This window comes from Paenibacillus sp. CB74, from assembly GCF_055687625.1.
Window position 1 is genome coordinate 4,919,490 of the sequence record NZ_CM146009.1, and the last position, 19,754, is coordinate 4,939,243.

At 48.8% G+C, this 19,754-nt stretch carries 16 protein-coding genes; 9 read left to right on the top strand and 7 right to left on the bottom strand.

Annotated elements, in window-relative coordinates; genetic code table 11:
- Positions 1-162: 162 nt before the first annotated feature.
- Positions 163-939, bottom strand: a complete 777-nt coding sequence (locus ACX9NY_RS21675; protein ID WP_339239189.1) for a Crp/Fnr family transcriptional regulator — start codon at positions 937-939, stop codon at positions 163-165.
- Positions 940-1,318: 379 nt separating this feature from the next.
- Between ACX9NY_RS21675 and ACX9NY_RS21680 the strand changes: the two genes are divergently transcribed.
- The 8 genes from ACX9NY_RS21680 (at position 1,319) to ACX9NY_RS21715 (ending at position 8,483) form a co-directional block, all read left to right on the top strand.
- Positions 1,319-1,750 (top strand): GAF domain-containing protein, encoded by a 432-nt coding sequence (locus tag ACX9NY_RS21680; RefSeq protein ID WP_472475008.1) that lies wholly within the window; start codon positions 1,319-1,321, stop codon positions 1,748-1,750.
- A 215-nt stretch (positions 1,751-1,965) separates the two neighbouring features.
- Entirely contained in the window at positions 1,966-3,576 is a 1,611-nt protein-coding gene (locus ACX9NY_RS21685; protein WP_472475010.1) for a helix-turn-helix domain-containing protein, read from the top strand.
- 117 nt (positions 3,577-3,693) lie between these two features.
- Positions 3,694-4,692, top strand: coding sequence for an ABC transporter substrate-binding protein (locus ACX9NY_RS21690; protein WP_472475012.1), 999 nt, complete (start codon positions 3,694-3,696; stop codon positions 4,690-4,692).
- A gap of 121 nt (positions 4,693-4,813) precedes the next feature.
- Entirely contained in the window at positions 4,814-5,464 is a 651-nt protein-coding gene (locus ACX9NY_RS21695; protein WP_017691068.1) for a response regulator, read from the top strand.
- Positions 5,457-6,572 (top strand): PAS domain-containing sensor histidine kinase, encoded by a 1,116-nt coding sequence (locus ACX9NY_RS21700; protein ID WP_472475014.1) that lies wholly within the window; start codon positions 5,457-5,459, stop codon positions 6,570-6,572. The genes ACX9NY_RS21695 and ACX9NY_RS21700 overlap by 8 nt, the downstream gene beginning before the upstream one ends.
- Positions 6,573-6,840: 268 nt before the next feature.
- Positions 6,841-7,335, top strand: coding sequence for an Lrp/AsnC family transcriptional regulator (locus ACX9NY_RS21705; RefSeq protein ID WP_062837151.1), 495 nt, complete (start codon positions 6,841-6,843; stop codon positions 7,333-7,335).
- Between the two features lie 12 nt (positions 7,336-7,347).
- Positions 7,348-7,935 carry a chromate transporter gene (locus ACX9NY_RS21710; protein ID WP_307540492.1) on the top strand — a complete coding sequence of 196 codons (588 nt, stop codon included), beginning with the start codon at positions 7,348-7,350 and terminating at the stop codon, positions 7,933-7,935.
- 2 nt (positions 7,936-7,937) lie between these two features.
- Entirely contained in the window at positions 7,938-8,483 is a 546-nt protein-coding gene (locus ACX9NY_RS21715) for a chromate transporter (RefSeq protein ID WP_339239185.1), read from the top strand.
- A 566-nt stretch (positions 8,484-9,049) separates the two neighbouring features.
- On the opposite strand, the gene ACX9NY_RS21720 is transcribed toward ACX9NY_RS21715, so the two are convergent.
- Entirely contained in the window at positions 9,050-11,425 is a 2,376-nt protein-coding gene (locus ACX9NY_RS21720) for an Ig-like domain-containing protein (protein ID WP_472475017.1), read from the bottom strand.
- A 208-nt stretch (positions 11,426-11,633) separates the two neighbouring features.
- Between ACX9NY_RS21720 and ACX9NY_RS21725 the strand changes: the two genes are divergently transcribed.
- Complete coding sequence (locus ACX9NY_RS21725) at positions 11,634-12,239, top strand: methyltransferase (RefSeq protein WP_472475019.1); 606 nt, start codon at positions 11,634-11,636, stop codon at positions 12,237-12,239.
- A 263-nt stretch (positions 12,240-12,502) separates the two neighbouring features.
- On the opposite strand, the gene ACX9NY_RS21730 is transcribed toward ACX9NY_RS21725, so the two are convergent.
- From ACX9NY_RS21730 to ACX9NY_RS21750, 5 genes are all read right to left on the bottom strand, one after another.
- Positions 12,503-13,639: a glycoside hydrolase family 88 protein gene (locus ACX9NY_RS21730; protein ID WP_472475021.1), complete on the bottom strand. Its 1,137-nt coding sequence runs from the start codon at positions 13,637-13,639 to the stop codon at positions 12,503-12,505.
- A 188-nt stretch (positions 13,640-13,827) separates the two neighbouring features.
- On the bottom strand, positions 13,828-15,792 hold the full coding sequence (locus ACX9NY_RS21735) for a glycosyl hydrolase (RefSeq protein ID WP_472475023.1): 1,965 nt from the start codon (positions 15,790-15,792) through the stop codon (positions 13,828-13,830).
- Positions 15,785-17,776, bottom strand: a complete 1,992-nt coding sequence (locus ACX9NY_RS21740; RefSeq protein WP_472475025.1) for a heparinase II/III domain-containing protein — start codon at positions 17,774-17,776, stop codon at positions 15,785-15,787. The genes ACX9NY_RS21735 and ACX9NY_RS21740 overlap by 8 nt, the downstream gene beginning before the upstream one ends.
- A gap of 299 nt (positions 17,777-18,075) precedes the next feature.
- On the bottom strand, positions 18,076-18,732 hold the full coding sequence (locus tag ACX9NY_RS21745) for an SGNH/GDSL hydrolase family protein (RefSeq protein ID WP_339239179.1): 657 nt from the start codon (positions 18,730-18,732) through the stop codon (positions 18,076-18,078).
- Between the two features lie 115 nt (positions 18,733-18,847).
- Positions 18,848-19,645 (bottom strand): NAD-dependent epimerase/dehydratase family protein, encoded by a 798-nt coding sequence (locus tag ACX9NY_RS21750; protein ID WP_472479376.1) that lies wholly within the window; start codon positions 19,643-19,645, stop codon positions 18,848-18,850.
- Between the last annotated feature and the right edge of the window lie 109 nt (positions 19,646-19,754).

Here is a 19,754-nt window from a genome sequence, read left to right on the forward strand (position 1 = left end):
GCTGACTCCCATATATGGGACGCCAGCTTTTCTTTTTTTTCTCCGTAACGACCCCAATCGCCAGTGGAGGTGAAGCTTCATTTGGAACCAAATCACAATTGTTCCTCCGGGATGCAACTGATGATCCTTTCCTTACCTCGGATTCCCCCGGAACGATTTACCTTACAATCGGCACAGCTCAACCGGGCAGCTTGGAAATGTGGGACATCCGCACATGCAGCGCAGGGCTGCCAGATCCCGAATCATCAGTTTGCCATCCATCATATCCAGCGTTCCTTGTTCCTTCCATGCCCCAAGCATCCGCGTTACGCTCTCCCGGGTTGCTCCAATCATCTCGGCAAGGTCGGTATGGTTCAGCTTCATGTCGAGCACTATACCGTCCGGCGTAATCCGGCCATACGAATTGCTGGCACGGATCAGTGTCGAAGCGAGCGCCCCCGCCTTGCCGTAGAGTAGCAGATCACGGAATCTCGACTGGGTAATCCGCTGCGACAATGCCATCCATTGCAAAAATTTCAAGGCAAGGTCGCCATGTTTGCTGAGTATACTTTCCAGATCGCTAAGCGAGATAATGGCCAGTTCCCCTTTTTCCGCCATCTCTGCACTATAGCTATGATTCAATCCACCGATACCGCCAAATTCACCGATGAGATCGCCGCTTTGCTGAATGGATAAAATAATTTCCTTGCCATCCTCCGTCGACTTGGTCATTTTTACTCGTCCCGAACGAATGTAGTACAGATATCCGGCTTCATCGCCTTCGAGAAAGAGACTATACCCCGACTTCACCCGTTTGGGTTGCATTTTTGCTTCAATCAGGTCCCATTGCTCAGATGTAACGAACGAAAGGATTCCGCCTGTTTCTCGTGTCATTTTGCCCGCCTCCGTTTGTTTCTGCGCTGTTCTCTGGGTTGTTCTTTCTACAAATACTGTACCCATAACCTTCGTCCCCCTCGGTGATTCCTTATGTATACATCATATCGCGAAAGTAGCCTCAGGGTTATCGGGGGATTACCTGATCATTGACAAGAAACTCCCTGAATTTGCTGTGAGAAAAGTCACATTTCACCGATATGCCTCATCCTTCGCATTCTTCCAATCCCTTGATGTACCTGGTTCAGGAGCCCTCTACTGCCCAAGTTCAGTAGATTACGGAACGGAAATAGGGGTTTTCCCTGAATTACAATGACCGAGAATGGGTCTACAATAGAACTACCATCGTAATACCCTTACTTTAAGATGATCCTGTTCGAAGGTTAATGATAATAATTACACCGTTATGTACGTTATATTCCGAAAAAAAAGGAAGTGTCCCCTCATGCATAATGAACTGCCATCTGGTATTCAGGAGATGATCGATGGCCTGCGCCTGAGCACATCCAGTGACTTCTGTGGACTTGCCTGTCTGAACGGGACGATGCTACGCTGGAAGGTTACATCTGGGTCCAGTAATGAACGGGTGAAACGCATGGAGATGCGCCCCGGACAAGATCTGGTAGGCACAGCCCTGCGAACTGGACGCACAGCCCGATCTGATGCACAGTCCCCCGGGGAGCATACACCCGGTCGTTGCCCGTTAATGCTTGCTGAGCGACTGGTAAGTGCCATAGCAGTCCCCGTGTTCCAGGAAGGAAGCGTGCCTGGTGCCGTGCTGCTCGTTGGCAGCAGACTGCCTTGCACCTTTTCACCGAACATGGTCCTGCAGACTGAGCAGGTCGCTCTGCGTCTTCAGCCGAAGGTGTTTGGATAACAACATCTGTCTTTAATATAGAAGAAGTCTTGTTATTTCCTTAGGGGAGTATCAAGGCTTTTTTTATTATAGTTATTCACAGCGGAGCAAGCCTTAGTCTGTTCACCTGTCTTCGCTCATCTGTATACATCGACGTCACTTACACAGATTGATATAATCGAGTCCATACATCCATATATTCATAGATAGAATATACAGCTAAGGAGGCCACAGATATGTTTGTACTGACAAATGCCAGTGTTATGCCATGGGAACCCACACAGCACAACAGTACCATTTCCATAAAAACGCCTTCCTTGGTTACCTGCACAGCGACGGTGGACTATAGATATGGTAATGAGCACGGTGTTTTACATAAAGGACAGTTACTTTTTCTACATTCCCAGTGCTCCCTGGAGCTGATACATACCCCGCCTTCTGCCTTCACCCTGTATCATATCGGTTTCCAGGATTATGAATTAACGGAAGAGAGTCCTGACAAGCGTGTTTATCAGCTTTCATCAGCGAACTTGCCCTCACATGGTTCGAAGACCGGAGCAAGTCCACAGGTTCTGCGAATGCTGGCAATCATCCAGGAACTTTCCGAAAACCGGGCAGGAAGTGTCCAGACCGAAGAAGCCAGATCCCATTATCTGCTGAGTGAATTGCTTGAATTATTCAAGCTGGCGATTAAACCTTCTACAGAAATGGTAGACAGTATAATTCGTGAAGCACTTCGCTACATGAATCATCACTATGACAGTCATCTCACCCGTGAAGAACTCGCCAGATTAACCGGGTTTAATGCGAGCTACTTCTCCAGGTTCTTTCAAAAACAGGTTGGACGAAGCTTTCAGGCTCACTTGACCCGAGTTCGTATGGACAAGACGAAGCAATACCTGTTGTCCACGCAGGCCACCTTAAATGAAATTGCGCTGCTTGTGGGATACTCCGACGGTTTATACTTAAGTCGAAAATTTAAGCAGTTTACCGGGATGAGTCCAAGTGAATACCGACTACAGCCCCGCGCAAGACGAATAGCTACCGTACAGTACACAGGAGATCTGTTAGCCTTAGGCGTTCAACCCATTGCCGCTTCATTCCTACCCTGGGCTATGTCACCGTTAATCCAAGACGAGTTGCATGATGTACTGGATTTGGATGAATATGTTGTGGAAGAAATCCTCCGAAATGAACCACCTGATCTGATCATCGCGCCGGATTATCTATACTATTTGCCCCATAAGCTCGAACAACTGGAACAGATTGCTCCAGTTATGGTCCTGCCATGGGACAAGTTAAATCGACTGGAGACCGTTCAACTCATCGGGCGAATCATAGGTCGGGAGCAGGCTGCCGCAGACTGGATAGAGCACTACACCTCACTGGTCAGCAGTGAAGCTGAACGACTTGAGGCTGTGATCGGGCCTGATGAAACGTTTGGATTATATGAACTCTGGGAAGATGGCACAATCTGTATCTGGAATGCAACGGCCAGAGCGGCATACAACGTATATTACGGACTCAATCTTACACCTCCTCCCAGTATCCTGCATGACGTTCTGGTACCTAACAATCATCAGTTTATTCAGGAAGATCAATTGACGGAATATGCAGCAGACCATATGTTTCTCGTGCTTTCCTCACATGAAGGCGGTCTCTATCATGATGCAGAAGTCAAACTCAGGGAACGACCACACTGGAACAAGATTATGAATAACGGAAAGAGCCGGATATATCCTCTCAAGCTGGAACAATTCTGGTGTAATGATGCGCTGGCTCTGGAAAAGCAACTTCAGCTTATGGTAGATATCCTGATTCGGGAGAATGGTGAAAAGAATAGGTAACCATTGTCCATGCTCAAGAGGTCACATTTTGAGATGGACGATACTTGTATCCAAAAGCTACGATACTAAGGAGGTTTTATTGAGAAAGATAATCATTATTGATTGGGGAGAAGCAGAATGACAGGGGTTAAATCAAAATGGTGGACTGGGCTTATGTTCCTGGTACTGGTGATTGGAATTATTGGCTGCTCAGGCCAAGCCGCAGAAACGACAGAAAACAAACCTTCCTCGACTGCAGCTACAGAAGAGCAACCGGCAGACAGCGCCTCAGAAATGCAGGTCATATCCACCGCTAATGGAGACGTTGAAATCCCAGCGAACCCGCAGCGGATTGTGACGCAGGGCTACCTCGCTGATTTTCTCGCACTTGGCGTCAAACCAGTAGGCGCACCTGATTATGAGCTAGAAAGCCCTTATGTGCTTGATCTGGTTGAAGGCGTAGCAGACATTGGTCGTATTGACGGTGGTTCAGTGGAAAAAATTCTTTCACTTGAGCCCGACCTGATCGTCACTGTAGGTGGAGATGAGAAGCTGAATGAGCAATATCGCAAAATTGCACCGACCCTCATCATCCCTTATGGTACATACGACAATGTGCACGAGGAAATCACTGCTTTTGGAGAAATCTTAAACAAACAAAAGGAAGCCGCAGACTGGTTGTCCCAATTCGAAGTAAAAGTGAAGTCAGCCAAGGACTCCATTCAAGGGCTGGTCAGAGAAGGTACAACTTTCTCCAACTTCAGTCTTTTTGGTAAGGATTGGTATGTTAACGGAGATGGTGTCAACCGCGGTGGGCAAGCCATCTACCAACAGCTCGGACTGAAAGCACCAGACATTGTACAAAAGGAACTGATTGATCAGGATAAAGATACTGTAACTGTATCCGAGGAGAAACTGGCGGATTATGCCGGTGATTATATTTTCCTGGATTTATCCAATGGTGGTTCGCTCGATGAAACATCACCCGTCTGGTCATCCCTAGACGCCGTGAAGAACAATCGAGTGTTCAAGCTGGATGGGGAACGGTTCTGGCCATATGATCCTCTTGCCGTGGAGGCACAGGTCGAGGAAATTGCCAATATGATTCAGGAACGTTTCGGCCAAACAGAACATTAAGGTTTCATGTTTCTGTCCCACACGTTGAGTGAGAGAAGCTATTCGGAGATTAAAGCTCTGAATGGCTTCTTTTTTTGTTATGATATAGATAGAACTGAGGAAGCGGACAGGGGGAAATCATGTGATTCAACTATTAGTTGTAGACGACCATGTTGTCGTGCGATCCGGGCTGATTGCTTTACTTGAAGGAAAGAATGATATACATATCGTTGGGGATGCCGCAGATGGTGATGAAGCCATTGCCAAAGCTCAAGAGTTAAAACCGGATGTGGTCTTGATGGATTTTAGCATGCCGCCAGGCAAAGACGGTCTGACCGCTACGGCTGAATTGAAGAAATTGATGCCGGATGTCTCCATTCTAATACTGACCATGCATGACGATGAAGAATATCTATTCCGCGCCATCCATGCGGGAGCATCGGGATATATACTCAAAAGTGCGCCGCATGAAGAATTGCTTGCCGCGATTCGTTCCGTAGCAGAGGGTAGCGCCTATCTGTACCCCAGTGCGACCAAACGGCTGATGAGTGAATACCTAGACAAAGCCAAACAGGAAAACGCCGGCCCATATGACACGTTATCCGAGCGGGAGAAAGAGATTTTGTCCTGGATTGCCAAAGGTTACGCCAACAAGGAAATCGCCGAACATCTGATCATCAGTGTCAAAACGGTCGAATCCCACAAAAGCAATCTGATGGAGAAACTTGGCCTGCGTACACGACCGGAACTGGTGAAGTTCGCCATGAAAAAGGGGTTGCTGAACTTTGAGTAGTGCACGCAAGAACAGACTAAGTGGACTCGCAGACCAGCCCGTACGCCTTCTGCTGAACGAAATCGATAATCACATTACCGATAATGAATTTCGCAGCAGGTTGAAGGGCTCCCTGCATCAACTGAGTGATCTGAAGTTTGCTCTGGATGAGTCCTCCATTGTGGCCTTAACAGACCGCAAGGGGAAGATCCAGTATGTGAATGATAAATTCTGTGAGATCTCGCAGTATGAGCGCGAAGAACTCATCGGTAAGGATCATCGAATCATTAATTCCGGATACCATGGCAAAGCCTTTATGAAAAACCTATGGGACACGATATCCTCAGGCAAGGTATGGAACGGGGAGATTCGCAATCGTGCCAGAGATGGCAGTTACTATTGGGTCAACACCACCATCGTGCCTTTCCTCGATAATGACGGCGAGCCGTATCAATACCTGGCTGTACGTAGCGAGGTCACCAAGCTGAAATCCGTGGAAGGTGAATTGCAGAAGATGATGTCCCAGGTCATGAACATTCAGGAAGAGGAAAGACGCCGGATCTCGCGTGAACTGCATGACGGGATTGGACAGAGTCTCTTCTCTCTGGTGATTCAGATGGACCGATTGCTGGCAGACCAGCCTCACGTCGGAGTTGAAGCACTACGTAAGCAGGTCACGGGTATTATGGAAGATGTACGCGGGATGGCATGGGAACTGAGACCATCCGTTTTGGATGACCTGGGTGTTGTTCCGGCAATTCGTACGTATATTGAGAATTACACCCGTCACTACGGAATTGAAGTTGATCTGGAATGTAATCTGCGCAAACGGCTGGAGATGAACCGGGAGATCGCCATATACCGGATTATTCAGGAAGCCTTAACCAATGTCGCGAAGTATGCCGATGTTGCCGAGGCACGTGTTACTGTAGAAGACGCTGAGGACATGACGATGGTTATTATTGAGGACCAGGGTGCCGGATTCAGCGAAGCAACCGCTGGCAATGGTGTTGGGTTGTTCAGCATGGAAGAGCGTGCCCGTGGTGCAGGTGGAACGTTGAGAGTTTCTTCCGAGCCTGGTGAAGGCACAACTGTTACCCTTTTCCTTCCCAAGACAGCTCAGCGATAACCGGACCTGATTCGTATCGTGCCTAGCGTTACACTCCAGCTATATCTGTTAACCGGCTGCTCGCCATTAGATTATGCGAGTGGCCTTTTTATATGGGATTGGTCAAAATGACAAAATGAAGGCTTAAAATCGGTTAAATTCAATAATGATAATAAATAGATTGACTCCAGTTACGATTCGTCATTAAAATATGAATGCCACATACACATTGTATGTTCAGTAAAATTTCATTGTTCATTTCATATAGCGAAAGAAAAGGATGGTCAACATGTCAGAGAAACGCTCCTCCAAAGGGGGAGAAATTCCGCAAATGTACAATCTGGACGAGATGGATCGCAAAATTATCGCCGCACTTCACAAGAATAGCCGGATATCCTATACGGACTTGGGTACACAGATCGGGTTGTCGCGTGTAGCTGTCCAGGCACGCATTAATGCGTTATCCGAAAAAGGAATCATCGAACGCTTCACCGTGGTGATCAACCCTGGCAAGGTTGGGCTCCAGGTCTCCGCCTTTTTCAATGTCGATGTGGAACCGCCCTTCCTGGATGAAGTCGCTGAGAAACTGGACGAAGAGCCTGCCGTAACCAGCCTTTATCATATGACAGGGCCTAGTACCCTACATATGCATGGTATTTTTGCAGATATGGAAGAGATGGAGCAGTTCTTGCTGGAGAAGCTCTATAAGATGCCAGGTATCGTCAAAGTGGAATCACAGTTATTGTTGAAACGCTATAAAAGCCGGATGGGCATGAGACTCTAGGAGGAAATCAGCATGGGTTGGAAAGATTACAACGGTCTCGTCATCGGAATGGTACGAACCGGAATTCTCGGATACGGCGGCGGTCCTTCGGTTATTCCGTTGATCCGTTACGAAGCCGTTACACGTTACAAATGGGTCAGTGATGAGGAGTTCGGCGAGATTTTGGCTATCGCCAACGCCCTGCCGGGTCCCATCGCGACCAAGATGGCCGCATATCTCGGCTATAAAACCAAAGGTGTACTGGGCGCGATTGTGTCCGTACTCGCTCATATTTTGCCGACAAGCATTGCCATTATTGCTCTGCTCGGTTCCATGTACGCGCTGCGCGAGTCAAAAGTGGTTGCAGGCATGGTAGCCGCTGTTCGACCGGTTATTTTTGTCATGCTGGGCATGATGGCTTATGAATTTGCCATGAAAGCCTGGAAGGGGCTCGGCAAAGTTTTTGCCGCCCTATTCGGGGTGATTGCCTTTGTATCGTTACAGCTGCTGAACATCCATCCAGGGATTGTGATCGCGGTTTTCCTTGGATATGGTGTCTTCCATCTGGATCTGGTCCAACGCTTCAAATCCAAAGGCAATTCCGATAAGGGGGTCTCCTGAGGATGCTCCAGACATGGTGGGAATTATTTTGGGGATTTTTCGTAGCAAACATCTTGGGATATGGGGGCGGCCCGGCGTCCATTCCACTAATGCAGGAAGAGATTGTGAACCATTACCATTGGATGACCACAGAGCAATTCGGGGATGTGTTGGCGATTGGTAACGCCCTTCCCGGCCCGATTGCAACCAAAATTGCTGCATTCGTCGGGTATCACGTAGCGGGCTGGTTTGGGGCGTTTATCGCAACGTTTGCCACAATCGTGCCTTCCGCAACCGCATTGATTTTATTACTTCGTCTATTGAACAAACACCGCACGTCACCGAAAGTCAAAGGTATGACTTTACTCGTGCAGCCTGTTATCGCTGTACTCATGATTCTGCTCACATGGGAATTCGGGCAGCTATCCACTGATTCCATCGGCATCTGGCAGACATTAATCATTGCCGGCATCTCGCTCTGGGTCATGACCAAGACCAAGCTGCATCCAGCCATTCTAATCGTGATCGCTTTTGCCTATGGTGCACTGGTGCTGTCCCATACGATGTAGTTATAGAAACATAGTGGGTAACTTAGGCGAATAGCAAGACTATGTTTATTTCCATTTTCATTTTCTAAGGAACCGAGGACATCTTATTTACTCTTATAATCCTCTTTTTAAATTGTAAGGAACATCAGACACGCTATATACCAAAATCTCCTGAGAAAAGCGATATAAATGACTGTTCTTTCCGATATAGCGTGTCTCAGATTCCTTAGATTTCTGCAAATGCTCCAACTCCTTGAATAAGATGTCTCAGATTCGTTAACGCAGACATCCCCTGTTTCAATCGTACGCGACATGACGATGCACTGGATCATGTTGGAATCGATAAAATCCTAGTGAAACGGGAAAAACTCTGTTCTGGCATGTCCATCTTTTGCGGCATCTCCATCGCTTGCTCGCATATTCGGGAAACACCGCACATGCCCGCACAGGATACATTCAGGGCAGCTTCGGTTTTAAGCCAGGTTAGACATGTTCTAGTTTATAGACAAAAAACGGTGACCCCAGCGATCAAGCCAGGGTCACCGTTTTTTATATTGCGCGTTTCATACTCCCATTAGGAAAAACAATTACTTCGCTTCAACCACTACGGTTACTTTCGTTTTCACACCTGCAAATGTCACCGTAATCGTTGCTTTACCTTTACCATTCGCCTGGATAACACCATCTTTCACCGATGCTGTTGCAATACGGGAAGATTTCCAGAGAGCCGGTTTGGATACATTAGCTTCACTGCCATCGGCATACGTTGCAGTTGCCGCCACAGTTACCTTTTCACCAGGTTTCATGGTCAACGTTACTTTATCCGTCTGCAAATATTTCAGTGTATCCACATCTACAGCAATTGTGACAGACTTGCTGCCGTATTTGGCTGTGATTTTGGCTTTACCTGCACCTGTAGCTTTTACTTTACCTTTGGTTACTTGAGCAACCGTGTACTTATTCGTTTTCCATTCCGCTTTATCCGTAACATCGCGCTCGCTACCGTCGCTCAAGAAAGCAGTTACTGTCAGATCAGCTGTATCGCCTGATTTCAGGGAAAGAACTGGCTCTGATGCTTCAATACGTGAGATGACATCCACTTCAACCTGGATCGTTACTTTTTTGGAGCCGTATTCTGCTGTGATGTTGGCTTTACCACTGCTGTTACCTGTGATCACGCCTTTTTTCACATCTGCTACACGAGCATTGCTGGATTTCCAGGTTGCTTCGGATGTAACATCCAGCGTGTTGCCGTCCTCATCCGTTCCTGTCAGAAGGATGTTCTGTGTTTCTTTGGCAGACAATACGACGAAGTTCACATCGGCTTCCAGTCCACTAGCCATACCTACTTCAACAGGCATGGTCAGTGTTTTGCCTTCAATCTTCGCTGTGATGGTTGCTTTACCTGTAGCAACACCTGTGATAACCCCTTTGCTATCTACCTCAGCGATTTTGTCGCTGCTGCTGCTCCAGGTTGCATCTTCGGATACATCCTTGGATGTCTCACCGTAAATCGCCAGCACTTTGGCATTGGTCGTTCCACCCACAGCTACTGATGCTTTTTTCTTATCCATTTCATACTTGTCCGGAACGTCAACATTTACTGTAAATTTGGCTGTTTTACCGCCATAAGCTACAGTGATCGTCGCAGTACCGGATTTGTATGCGATCAGATCGCCATTCGATACATATACAACATCGGCATTGCTTGAAGTCCACGTTGCTTTGGACGTTACCACTTCTGTGCTTCCATCAATATACTCTGCATTGGCTACCAATGTCTTGGACTTGTTATCACCCGTAACACTCATGGCGAGTTTGTCATTTACATCTTTGATATCCAGATATCTTGCCGTATCAACATCCACAGCGATTTCTACAGTTTTGCCACTATAGGTTGCCTTGATTGTTGTTGAACCTGCGCTAATGGCAGTAATCTGTCCCTTAAACACTGTTGCAACCTTTTCGTTGCTGGATGTCCAAGTCGCTTGATCCGTTACATTCACGTCGCTGCTGTTTGGATAAGAAGCCGTTACAACGACATTAGCCGTTTTGGTTGTCTCGCTCAAACGGAAGAAAATACTTTGTTTCTCCACACTCAGCTTGCTGGTTAGATCTACATCCACGTCAACGGATACGGATTTCGTACCGTATTTGGCTGTGATCTTCGCAGAACCTGCCGAGTATCCTGTAATTTCGCCTTTAAGCACGTCTGCAACTTTCTCGTTGCTGGATGTCCATTCCGCCAGATCGGTTACATCTTTGGTTGTACCATCCGGATACGTAGCCGTCACTTTTACACTTTCACTTTTGTTCAACAACAGGTTAACCTGCTGTTTATCCACATCTACACGTTTAACCACTTCAACGTTAACATCCACCGTCACGCTTTGGCTGCCAACTTTGGCTGTGATCACAGCTGTACCCGCGCTTTGTCCAGTTACTTTACCATTCACAACGGTAGCAACCTTCTCATCACTGGTAGACCATTCTGCGGTACTTGCTGCTGTATTATTTGTTTCATTATCACTATACGTTGCTGTCAAAATAATTTCTTTCGTGTCTCCCGTACGCAAGTCCAGACTTTGTACGTTCTTCGAGAGGGCTTTGACCTTCTTCGTTACTTTCACTTGAACGGTCTGACTCTGGCCCTGGTACGCTGCGGTAATCGTTGCTGTACCTTCTTTTTTGGCTGTAATTGCGCCATTATATACAGTTGCTATCGAAGTATCACTGGTACTCCAGGATGAACTGATCGTTACGTTTGCCGACGTATTATCAGAATACACACCTGTTACCGTAACGGAACTGGAATCACCAACTTCGAGCGACATCTCATTCTTGGAAACCACAATTTTGGACAGTTCTTTATCTGCCGCAGCGGCCAAGCCTACGTTGGAAATACTCAGCATCAACACCAGCATCATAACCATGTACTTGGTCAATCTTGGCTTTAACATCATTTCCCCCCGATTATCATCATTTTTTTCCTTATGTTTAATGTCGGCAAGTCCTTTCCAGATGTTTAGACTTTCAGGGAATTTTCAGGAAATTCTATGGGAATTAATTCTTCTTCTATTCCGGTTTGAACCGTTCATACCTTCGATTAACGTGCATAACCTATGTATATCGACTATCTTGAACTTCTTTTAACAGAATTGGAGGAAACCTATGCCTCAACCTTTTGATTACATCGGGTATTGGGAGAAAACATATCGCTCAGGTGAAACTTCCGGGAGAGGTTCATACGGAGTATTGGCTGAATTCAAGGCCGAAGTCGTGAATGGACTGATTCAACGTGAAGGTATTCATCGAGTCATTGAGTTTGGATGCGGGGATGGCAACCAGTTGCAATACATGAATTATGAGGACTACCTGGGCGTTGATGTCGCCGCTTCTTCGATAAAACGCTGTGCTTCCCAGTTTGCCAAAGATCCGTCCAAGAGCTTCATGCTATATACACCAGGCCTGTGGATTAACCGTGGTTTTCTGCAAGCCGATCTGACGGTCTGTCTGGATGTGTTATATCACATCACGGATGAAACCGATTTTCGTAATACCCTGTATGATATTCTGCACTCTTCAACGGCATGGGTGGTGCTTTACACCCGTTTGAAAGAAAACGGCACCCCCGGGGTCGATACCATCCAGGATCGTAATCTGTTCCATTATCTCTACGACTACCCGGATTTCAAGGTGCATGAGATTATTCCGCAGCGATATCCGGATCAATCTTCTGCCGACTTTGTTATCCTGAGACGCACATCTTCGAAGTGAAAAGTGATTCTTTCAGTAGAGCATAGCAATTCTGCACCCCAACCGGACCCGTATGAATGAGATATTCATACGCCAGATATTCATTTGTTTTCCTTCAATTATGTACACCATCCGCCTGTCCGCTCACCTCGATTGTCCATTCAAAGCTCAAGCTTGGGTATACTCCGTCTCCAATAGAAGGGATAGCGTTCCTGGTACTGGAGACAGCCTTATGCGGACAGGTGATGATGGATTACAACATTCTCAGTTCTCCATTCCTCTTTTTAAAATAACCCCTCACGCCCACGCAGCTTCGCCAGCGCTTCCATATAGAAATAATCGCCGTATATAATCGGCACATTCAGCCCTCGCCCTTCCGGGTAATGCACCGTTCCCTGCATGATCAGCCCTTCTTCCGCTGCCGAGTCACCGGAGCTGTAGTGCTCATGCAAGCCGCGGACGATTCGCTCTCCCGCGGCGGCATAGGTTTCCCCGCGTGGCGACAGCTTCGCCAGCTCTATAAGCCCGCTTGCGGCAATCGCCGCAGCGGACGAGTCCCACGCCACCCGATGCTCCGCAGGTGCGCGGAAATCCCACACCGGCACGATCTCTTCGCCAAGCATGGCGAGGAAGAAATCGGCCGCACGCTCCGCTGTCTCCAGATATCGGGCTTCGCCCGTATACCGGAAAGACAGCGCAAACCCGTGCAGCGCCCAGGCGGTGCCCCGCGCCCAGGCGGAACCTGGAGCATGGCCCTGTCCGCCATGCTCACGCAGCTTCTGCCCCGTGTGTGGATCGAACTCCACCACGTGGCAGATGGACCCGTCAGCGCGGATGAATTCGCGCGCCACGGTGTCCGCATGTGCTTCCGCCAGCCAGCGGAAGCGAGGATCGCCGCTCTGCTCGGACGCCCAGTAGAGCAGCGGCAAGTTCATCATGCTGTCAATGATGGCTACGCCGCGCGTATCCATTGCTGACGAGCTGAAGTTCCAGGCGCGGATGAACTCACCGCGCACATGGAACCGGGCAGCGAGCAGATTGGCGGCGAGCATGCCGCGCCGCCGTCCATCCGTGCTGCCCGTCTGGCGGTAGTTGGCTACGCCACTAAGCAGCCAGATGAACCCCAGATCGTGATCCACCGATTCGGGATCACGCAGACAACCTTCCAGCTGCCGCTCACAACTTTCGGCAATGCGATGCAGCGGAGCGACCGCTTCACTTTCCGGTGCATCCCCATAGACCAACCATAACAGGCCAGGCCAGAAACCTGCTGTCCACCATTCCGGATCATTCTGGTCATACGTCCCTTGCGGGGCAATGTGCGGAAATGTATCCTTGATCCGCTTTGCATTCCGAATCGTTTTGGCAGCTCCCTGTTGCCACGCTTCCTCCAGCCATTTTACCGACGTTGATGTGTTCATAAACATATCCCTCCCCGATTCAATACCGGACATCTCTGCTTGATGCTCCAGATCGATCTCAACTTATCTCTAGTGTCTTATGCCGTCACTACAATATCGATCAGTTAAATATCACCAATCATCCACGAATAACACGTTTAACTATGCTTCGAGTGTTTTGCGATGTTTCAGATCTAATGATCCTCGACCTAAACGGCTTCCTGTGTAACCTCACCCAATCGGACCGTAAAGGTCAGACTACGTGCTCCGTTCACTTCAATCCGTGCTTCTTTCAACAACCCATTACGGGAAGCCACGACCTGATCCTCCAGATGAATAATGGCTTCCTGATCCAGCGCTGTAGATTCGACATATGCCCCCCGATACGTAGTGCGCACACTTTGATCCGTATGGGTAATCACCGCCTGTTCACGACCATCATGGAACATCAACGGGATGAGTGCACCTGCCGCCACAATCTCACCTTGGAATTCATACGTTATGGTCAGCAAGTCTGCCTGCTGCACATAATGAGTGCGCAAGGTTTCAACACCAGGCAAGGGACCAACCCATGTCACAGCAAAAGAATTCCCTGAGGCGTTTATCCCCTCTTCCGCAGCTCTTTCCGCCAAATGTCCCTCTACTTGATTCGACGTATCCTTGCCCACTTTTTCATACACGATTGACCCACCTCCCTGAGCAGGGTCTAATCCAACATCCCGATCATACGCACCACCCGATGGAATACCCTTTGCAAGGCTATGCCATACCCCATCTGGTGTCTTCCAGGCAGGACAATAGCTGAGCGGACGGACCACCCCTTCGGCAAATTCCGTGAATCCGGCCTGCACATGGCTGGCAGCGGACGGACCAATCAGACCAGGTAACCCCGTCTGCTGAATTCGTACCAAACCAGGGATCGTATACGGATCATTCATCGCTGTGTGTACTACCAGTTGCTGACCAGGTACGGATGCAATCACGGTTTCGAACCACCCATCGGTCTGCAACACTCGGCTGCCCACCTCGGAAGGAAGGTACACTTGGCTCACTTGGTCTCCCGGATCACTGAGACAGGCGTGGGCCAGTGCTGATGCTGTCCACAGGTTGTAACACGTGTGGTTGGTATAGATCTCATACCCGTGGCGATCTTCTGGCGCGTATTCATTGCGCACGATTTTCAGGCGCCCATCATCCATTTTCCAACGCTCTACAGCGGCAAAACACCGATTAGCCGCACGTGCAAAAGCACCAGCCATCACCGGATCTCCCGCCTCCAGAGCCTGCGTTGCATGTGTAGAACATACATAAGCGGCGGCCGCTTCATTCCACTGGTGCTGAGAGCTGCGACCACGCGGTGGAATCTCACCTAACGGCGAGAGCGTCAGTAGCGAGCTGAAGGCACCATGGCGCAGCTGCTCACGTAACCTATCGGCAGTGGCTCCCTCGTAACCCGCTTCAAGCATCACTCCAAGGTGATAACGGGTGGCAATATCATAGGAAAATGGACAATTCGGACGGTCCAGCGGTCCATCCTGATACAACCCAAGTGCCGTAAATCGGGGTAGATGATAGGCTTCCAGATAGCGATCCATCCACGCTGTATCTTCACTTGCCAGCTGTTCATGCCACCGCAGATATTCACCAGAGATCATAATGGCGTTCCAGTTAATCATGCGATTGGGATTATTCATGTTGCTCATTGTAAATACATAATCTTGTTCAGGATCGATCGTTTTGAGTGCTTCAGCCCAGATCTTGGCTTGTTCTGGCAGATGTGACTTCAACAACATGTAAGCTCTCATCATAAGTACCGGATAAAAATCAGGGTGATTGTCAGGTGCGCTACGTTTGACCACGGCATCAATGCTCTGAGAGAGGGCTGCTGCTGCGGAGTCAAGCAGATCTGTACGTCCGGCGTCAACCAGAACCGCCGCAGCCATCGCATACGCTGGTGTAGAGTAATATCTCTCGACACCCGAGAACGGATCGATGATTGCACCATCGCTGTCCTGATACGGGGTGTAAGCGCGCACAATACTCTCCACAAGTTCCAGTTTGCGATCCTGATTCCAGCCGTCTGCCGGAGCGGGGCCCGCTTGTTCTGCCAACGTCCGGTAACGTTTGAGTTCATCTTTCCATGGATACGTGGACACAGATGTATATTCACTCATGCATGCTCACCTCGGTTTCTCCCATTTTCGGTTCAATGATGAAGCGTACCTCACATACCGTTTCAAGTGGGGCATCACCTTCGATCCCATGATCGCTGTCGCCCACTGCCCCTATCCATGATAGTGACGTCCGATAGAATGTGACGGGAACATTGTCATGATCAACTGTGTTCATAACCTCCGTAAAAACCTGCCACTGGTTCGCATCATACGTCATATGGACCGTTCCATGCACACCTTGCCAGCGAAGGTTACCGCTCTTCACCACCTCAGGTTGTACTCTGCTCATCCAGCGCTCCACTACGCTCGAACATCCTGCATCTGAATCGTCCACCGAAGAGAATCGTTCTGTACAAAGCACCATCCTGCTCTTCCATTGGAAACGGTCAATTAGACGCAATTCCGCCCCACTCCCGCTACCTTCAGAAGCCATCTTCCAATGAAATTGACGTGTATAACGAGCCAGTGAAGCAGCTCCAGGGTATGCGGATGTCAGATCCAATGTTGTATTCAGCTCACCGCTATCCGCTGCCAGTCTTGCCTCTAACACATGGGCTTGCGCTTGCCGGCCCGAGCTTTGCTCCTGGCCTTCAATGAGCGGAACGTTATGCCCGGATGACGAGATGTGGAACAGGTGCTCTCTGCCTGGTGCAAAATACGCTTGGGTATACAACCCTGCTCCCGGATCACACAGGATATTCTCACCCCCGCAATGGATAATGAACTGACCGAGATCATTATGGTTGTGAGGTTCATCGTTATGTCCGCCTTTAACGGAAACAGCCACATGAAGGGGCGCGCCGCTGGAACGTTGGTTACCTGGAGAATAAAGCACACCCTTCGCAACCATCCAGCCCAGATTTTGAAAAATAAATCCTCGTTCAACCTGTCCAGAGGCTCCTTCATCACCATATACTGCCGGATTGCTCCACATTACGTTCCGCACTAGATGTGCCCAGCGATGACAGGGATCATCGGTAAGCAGTGGAATATGAAGCGGCAGATCTACCTGCAACCCCACCCGGGACACGAGCAGCGAGAGTAATCCGGAAGGAATCTCTTCCTGCTCCGCACTGTCCGAATAGTTCACGAATGTGCCGCCCGAAAGATGCACTCGCAGCGGGAAGGCTGCGATGGCTGCGATTTTGGAACCCGTCAGCAGATCCAGTTCGCCCTTACTGTACTCACGAAGCATCTCGGCATAATAGGTAAAATAACCAAATCCATATACCCAATATCCAATGCCTTCAGCACAGCCGCCATCCTCGCCATAACCACTCAGGAATGCGTTCATACAGCTGACCGTATGGGAGATTGATTCCCTTATTGTGGACTCATCCTTGAGCAGCAACAATGCGGCCATGCCGCAGCAGCCACCACAGACCGCCGACCAATTGTGATCCGCTGTCTGCCAGTGGAACTTCCGTTGATCCCGGTAAAGCGGAGTGAAGATTCGCTGTTCTGCTTCGAACCTGATTCGCTCTATGACAAGGGGGTCCAGTCGTTCGGCGTGAATCGTCACCATCTCTGCCAGCATATGTACCGTCTCTGCGGCGAACAGATCGATGTTCCCATTCACCTGATCGACCTCTCCCGTCCCGAGATGTGCGGGCAAACACCACGTATACTCACCACACACGTTCCACAACATTTCCTCCAGTGCTTGCAGCGCATCCGGCCTAGCCGAATCCAATGCGAGCATTGCCACAGCAGCCAGCCTGCCCCTTCGATCGAAATAAGCCTGCTCATAAGCCTTCCGCTCACCCGTATCACTGAACTGGCGATATAGACGGAACGACAAGGAGGGCAAGGGTTCCAACAAGGCGCGTTCACCATAAGCCTTCAAGTCCGTGTATAACGTAGCCAATTCAGGTCGGAGCAACTGCTCTCGAAGTCTGTCGGCACGTAGGGAGCCTGCTGCTTTGCTCTCATTTCCACGTTGGTTTATATTTTCATTTTCGACTTCGTGAATGGAATCTTCCACTGGATTCACCACTCTTCGTTAATGGATTGTCATACCTATATATTATAATGTAATCGATTTCATTTTACCGGATATGATAGCACTTTTGAAGAATTATCCATTAGAATCCTTTCCACCGCGTTATGCCCTTCTCCTTCCAAAACCAAAAAAAAAGGAGAACCCTCGTCAGGTTCTCCGTTGCATTCTGCCTGTCAACACAGGCTTTTGATAGCTATCTCATATTCTTAACTATTGTATATCTTCAACTAATCCTGAAACCCTTTAATGCTGCTGTCCATATCGCAACTGTCCGTTGTTTGTTACACAATTGCAAGCGGAGAATTCTGTACAACAGACAACCATTGGCGTGCAATCAGCTCATGACCTGCCGCGGTTGGATGGACGCCATCCCATAACCAGTACGCTGCATCCGCATGCTTCAGAGCATCATTAAAAGTCTGCTGCAATGGCACCCACACCGCTCCGAATTCTTCCGCAAGACCTTGAGCCAGTTTCTGATATTGACCGATATACGCTTCCCAAGCATCCCATTTCTCAGCGGTCGCTCCGGTATTCAGGATAAACGGTTCCATCAAAACCAGCCCCGTATCCGGCATCACTTCCCGTGTTTCTTCAAGCAAATGGCGATATGCTCGTCCGAAACGATCCGTTACCCCGCTAGGTTCACCATTCATCGTGCGCCAAGCATCATTCACCCCAATCAGGATGCTGATCAGGTCCGGTTTTAGACTAATGGTATCCTCATTCCAGCGTGCGTACAGATCAGATGCCCGATCCCCACTGATGCCTCTGTTATAGAAGGTCTTATGTTTGCCCGCCAGTTCCATACCCAGTTTGCTGGAGATCAGATACGCATATCCGTGTCCGAGAAAATGATTCGGATCATCATTGCGTGATCTTCCCCCATCTGTAATCGAGTCTCCCTGAAACAATATAACGGATGGACTTGTACTCATGATTGAAATCGTTCCTTCCTCTTGTGCAAAATGGAAACACTGAACACCTCAGTCTCCATTTTATCCCTTTCGGCTACAATAGAAAATAGCGTTTTCATCACAAAGTGTCGCCTTCTTAAGAATCCTTCGGTTCCTTCTCCACGTGGCCTCCGCCCTGAAAGGCGGTCTCATCCTGTTTATCGGGTACGCCCCTAAGTTTTGCCTCTTCCCACAGCTCGGCCGCATCATCCTGTGGAATGTATCCAATCTTCTGAGCCAGATAGCCAATATCATAGTAATTGTCTGTATTCGCTGAAGTCCCGTACAGATTCAAATACTTCATATCCGAATCCGCTTCAATACAGCATTCAGCGAGCTGAACCATGTCTCTTGGTGAGATCCAAATATGAGCCGAGCGCTGCGAGTGCGGGTATGTATCACCAGAGAAGTTTCCAATCCGAATATTGAAGGAGGACAGATTATATTTGTCGACATAATAACGTCCCAGCAGTTCAATATAACATTTGCTAAGTCCGTAGAAGCTGTCTGGTCGGTACGGATCGTCCACTTCAATATCCTCACCTGTAGGATAGAATCCTGTCGCATGGTTGGAACTTGCAAAGATCACTCGCTGAACACCGTTCAACCGTGCTGCTTCATACACATGGTAGGCCCCGGTTACGTTGATTGGCAGGACTTTGCCCAGAAAATCTTCCTCATCCTTAGCCCATGCAATGTGCAGAACCGTGTGAACCCCTTTCATCAGTTCTTTCAGGTGTTCTCCATCTGTCACATCCATGGCTACAATGCCAGCTTCCTCATCCTCACGCAGATCCGCTGCAACGATATCATACGTACCCTTGGCTTTCAGCCCCTCCAACAGACTGCGACCAATGACTCCGGCAGCTCCCGTAATTAACAGCTTGCGCTTCAGTTTACTCATGAATCCAGCTCCCTTCGCTCAGATAGACTATCTATCCTTTATAGAACAGTATTAACCGATCAGGCGAAGGAATTACCGGATGTTATAATACAACCAAGCT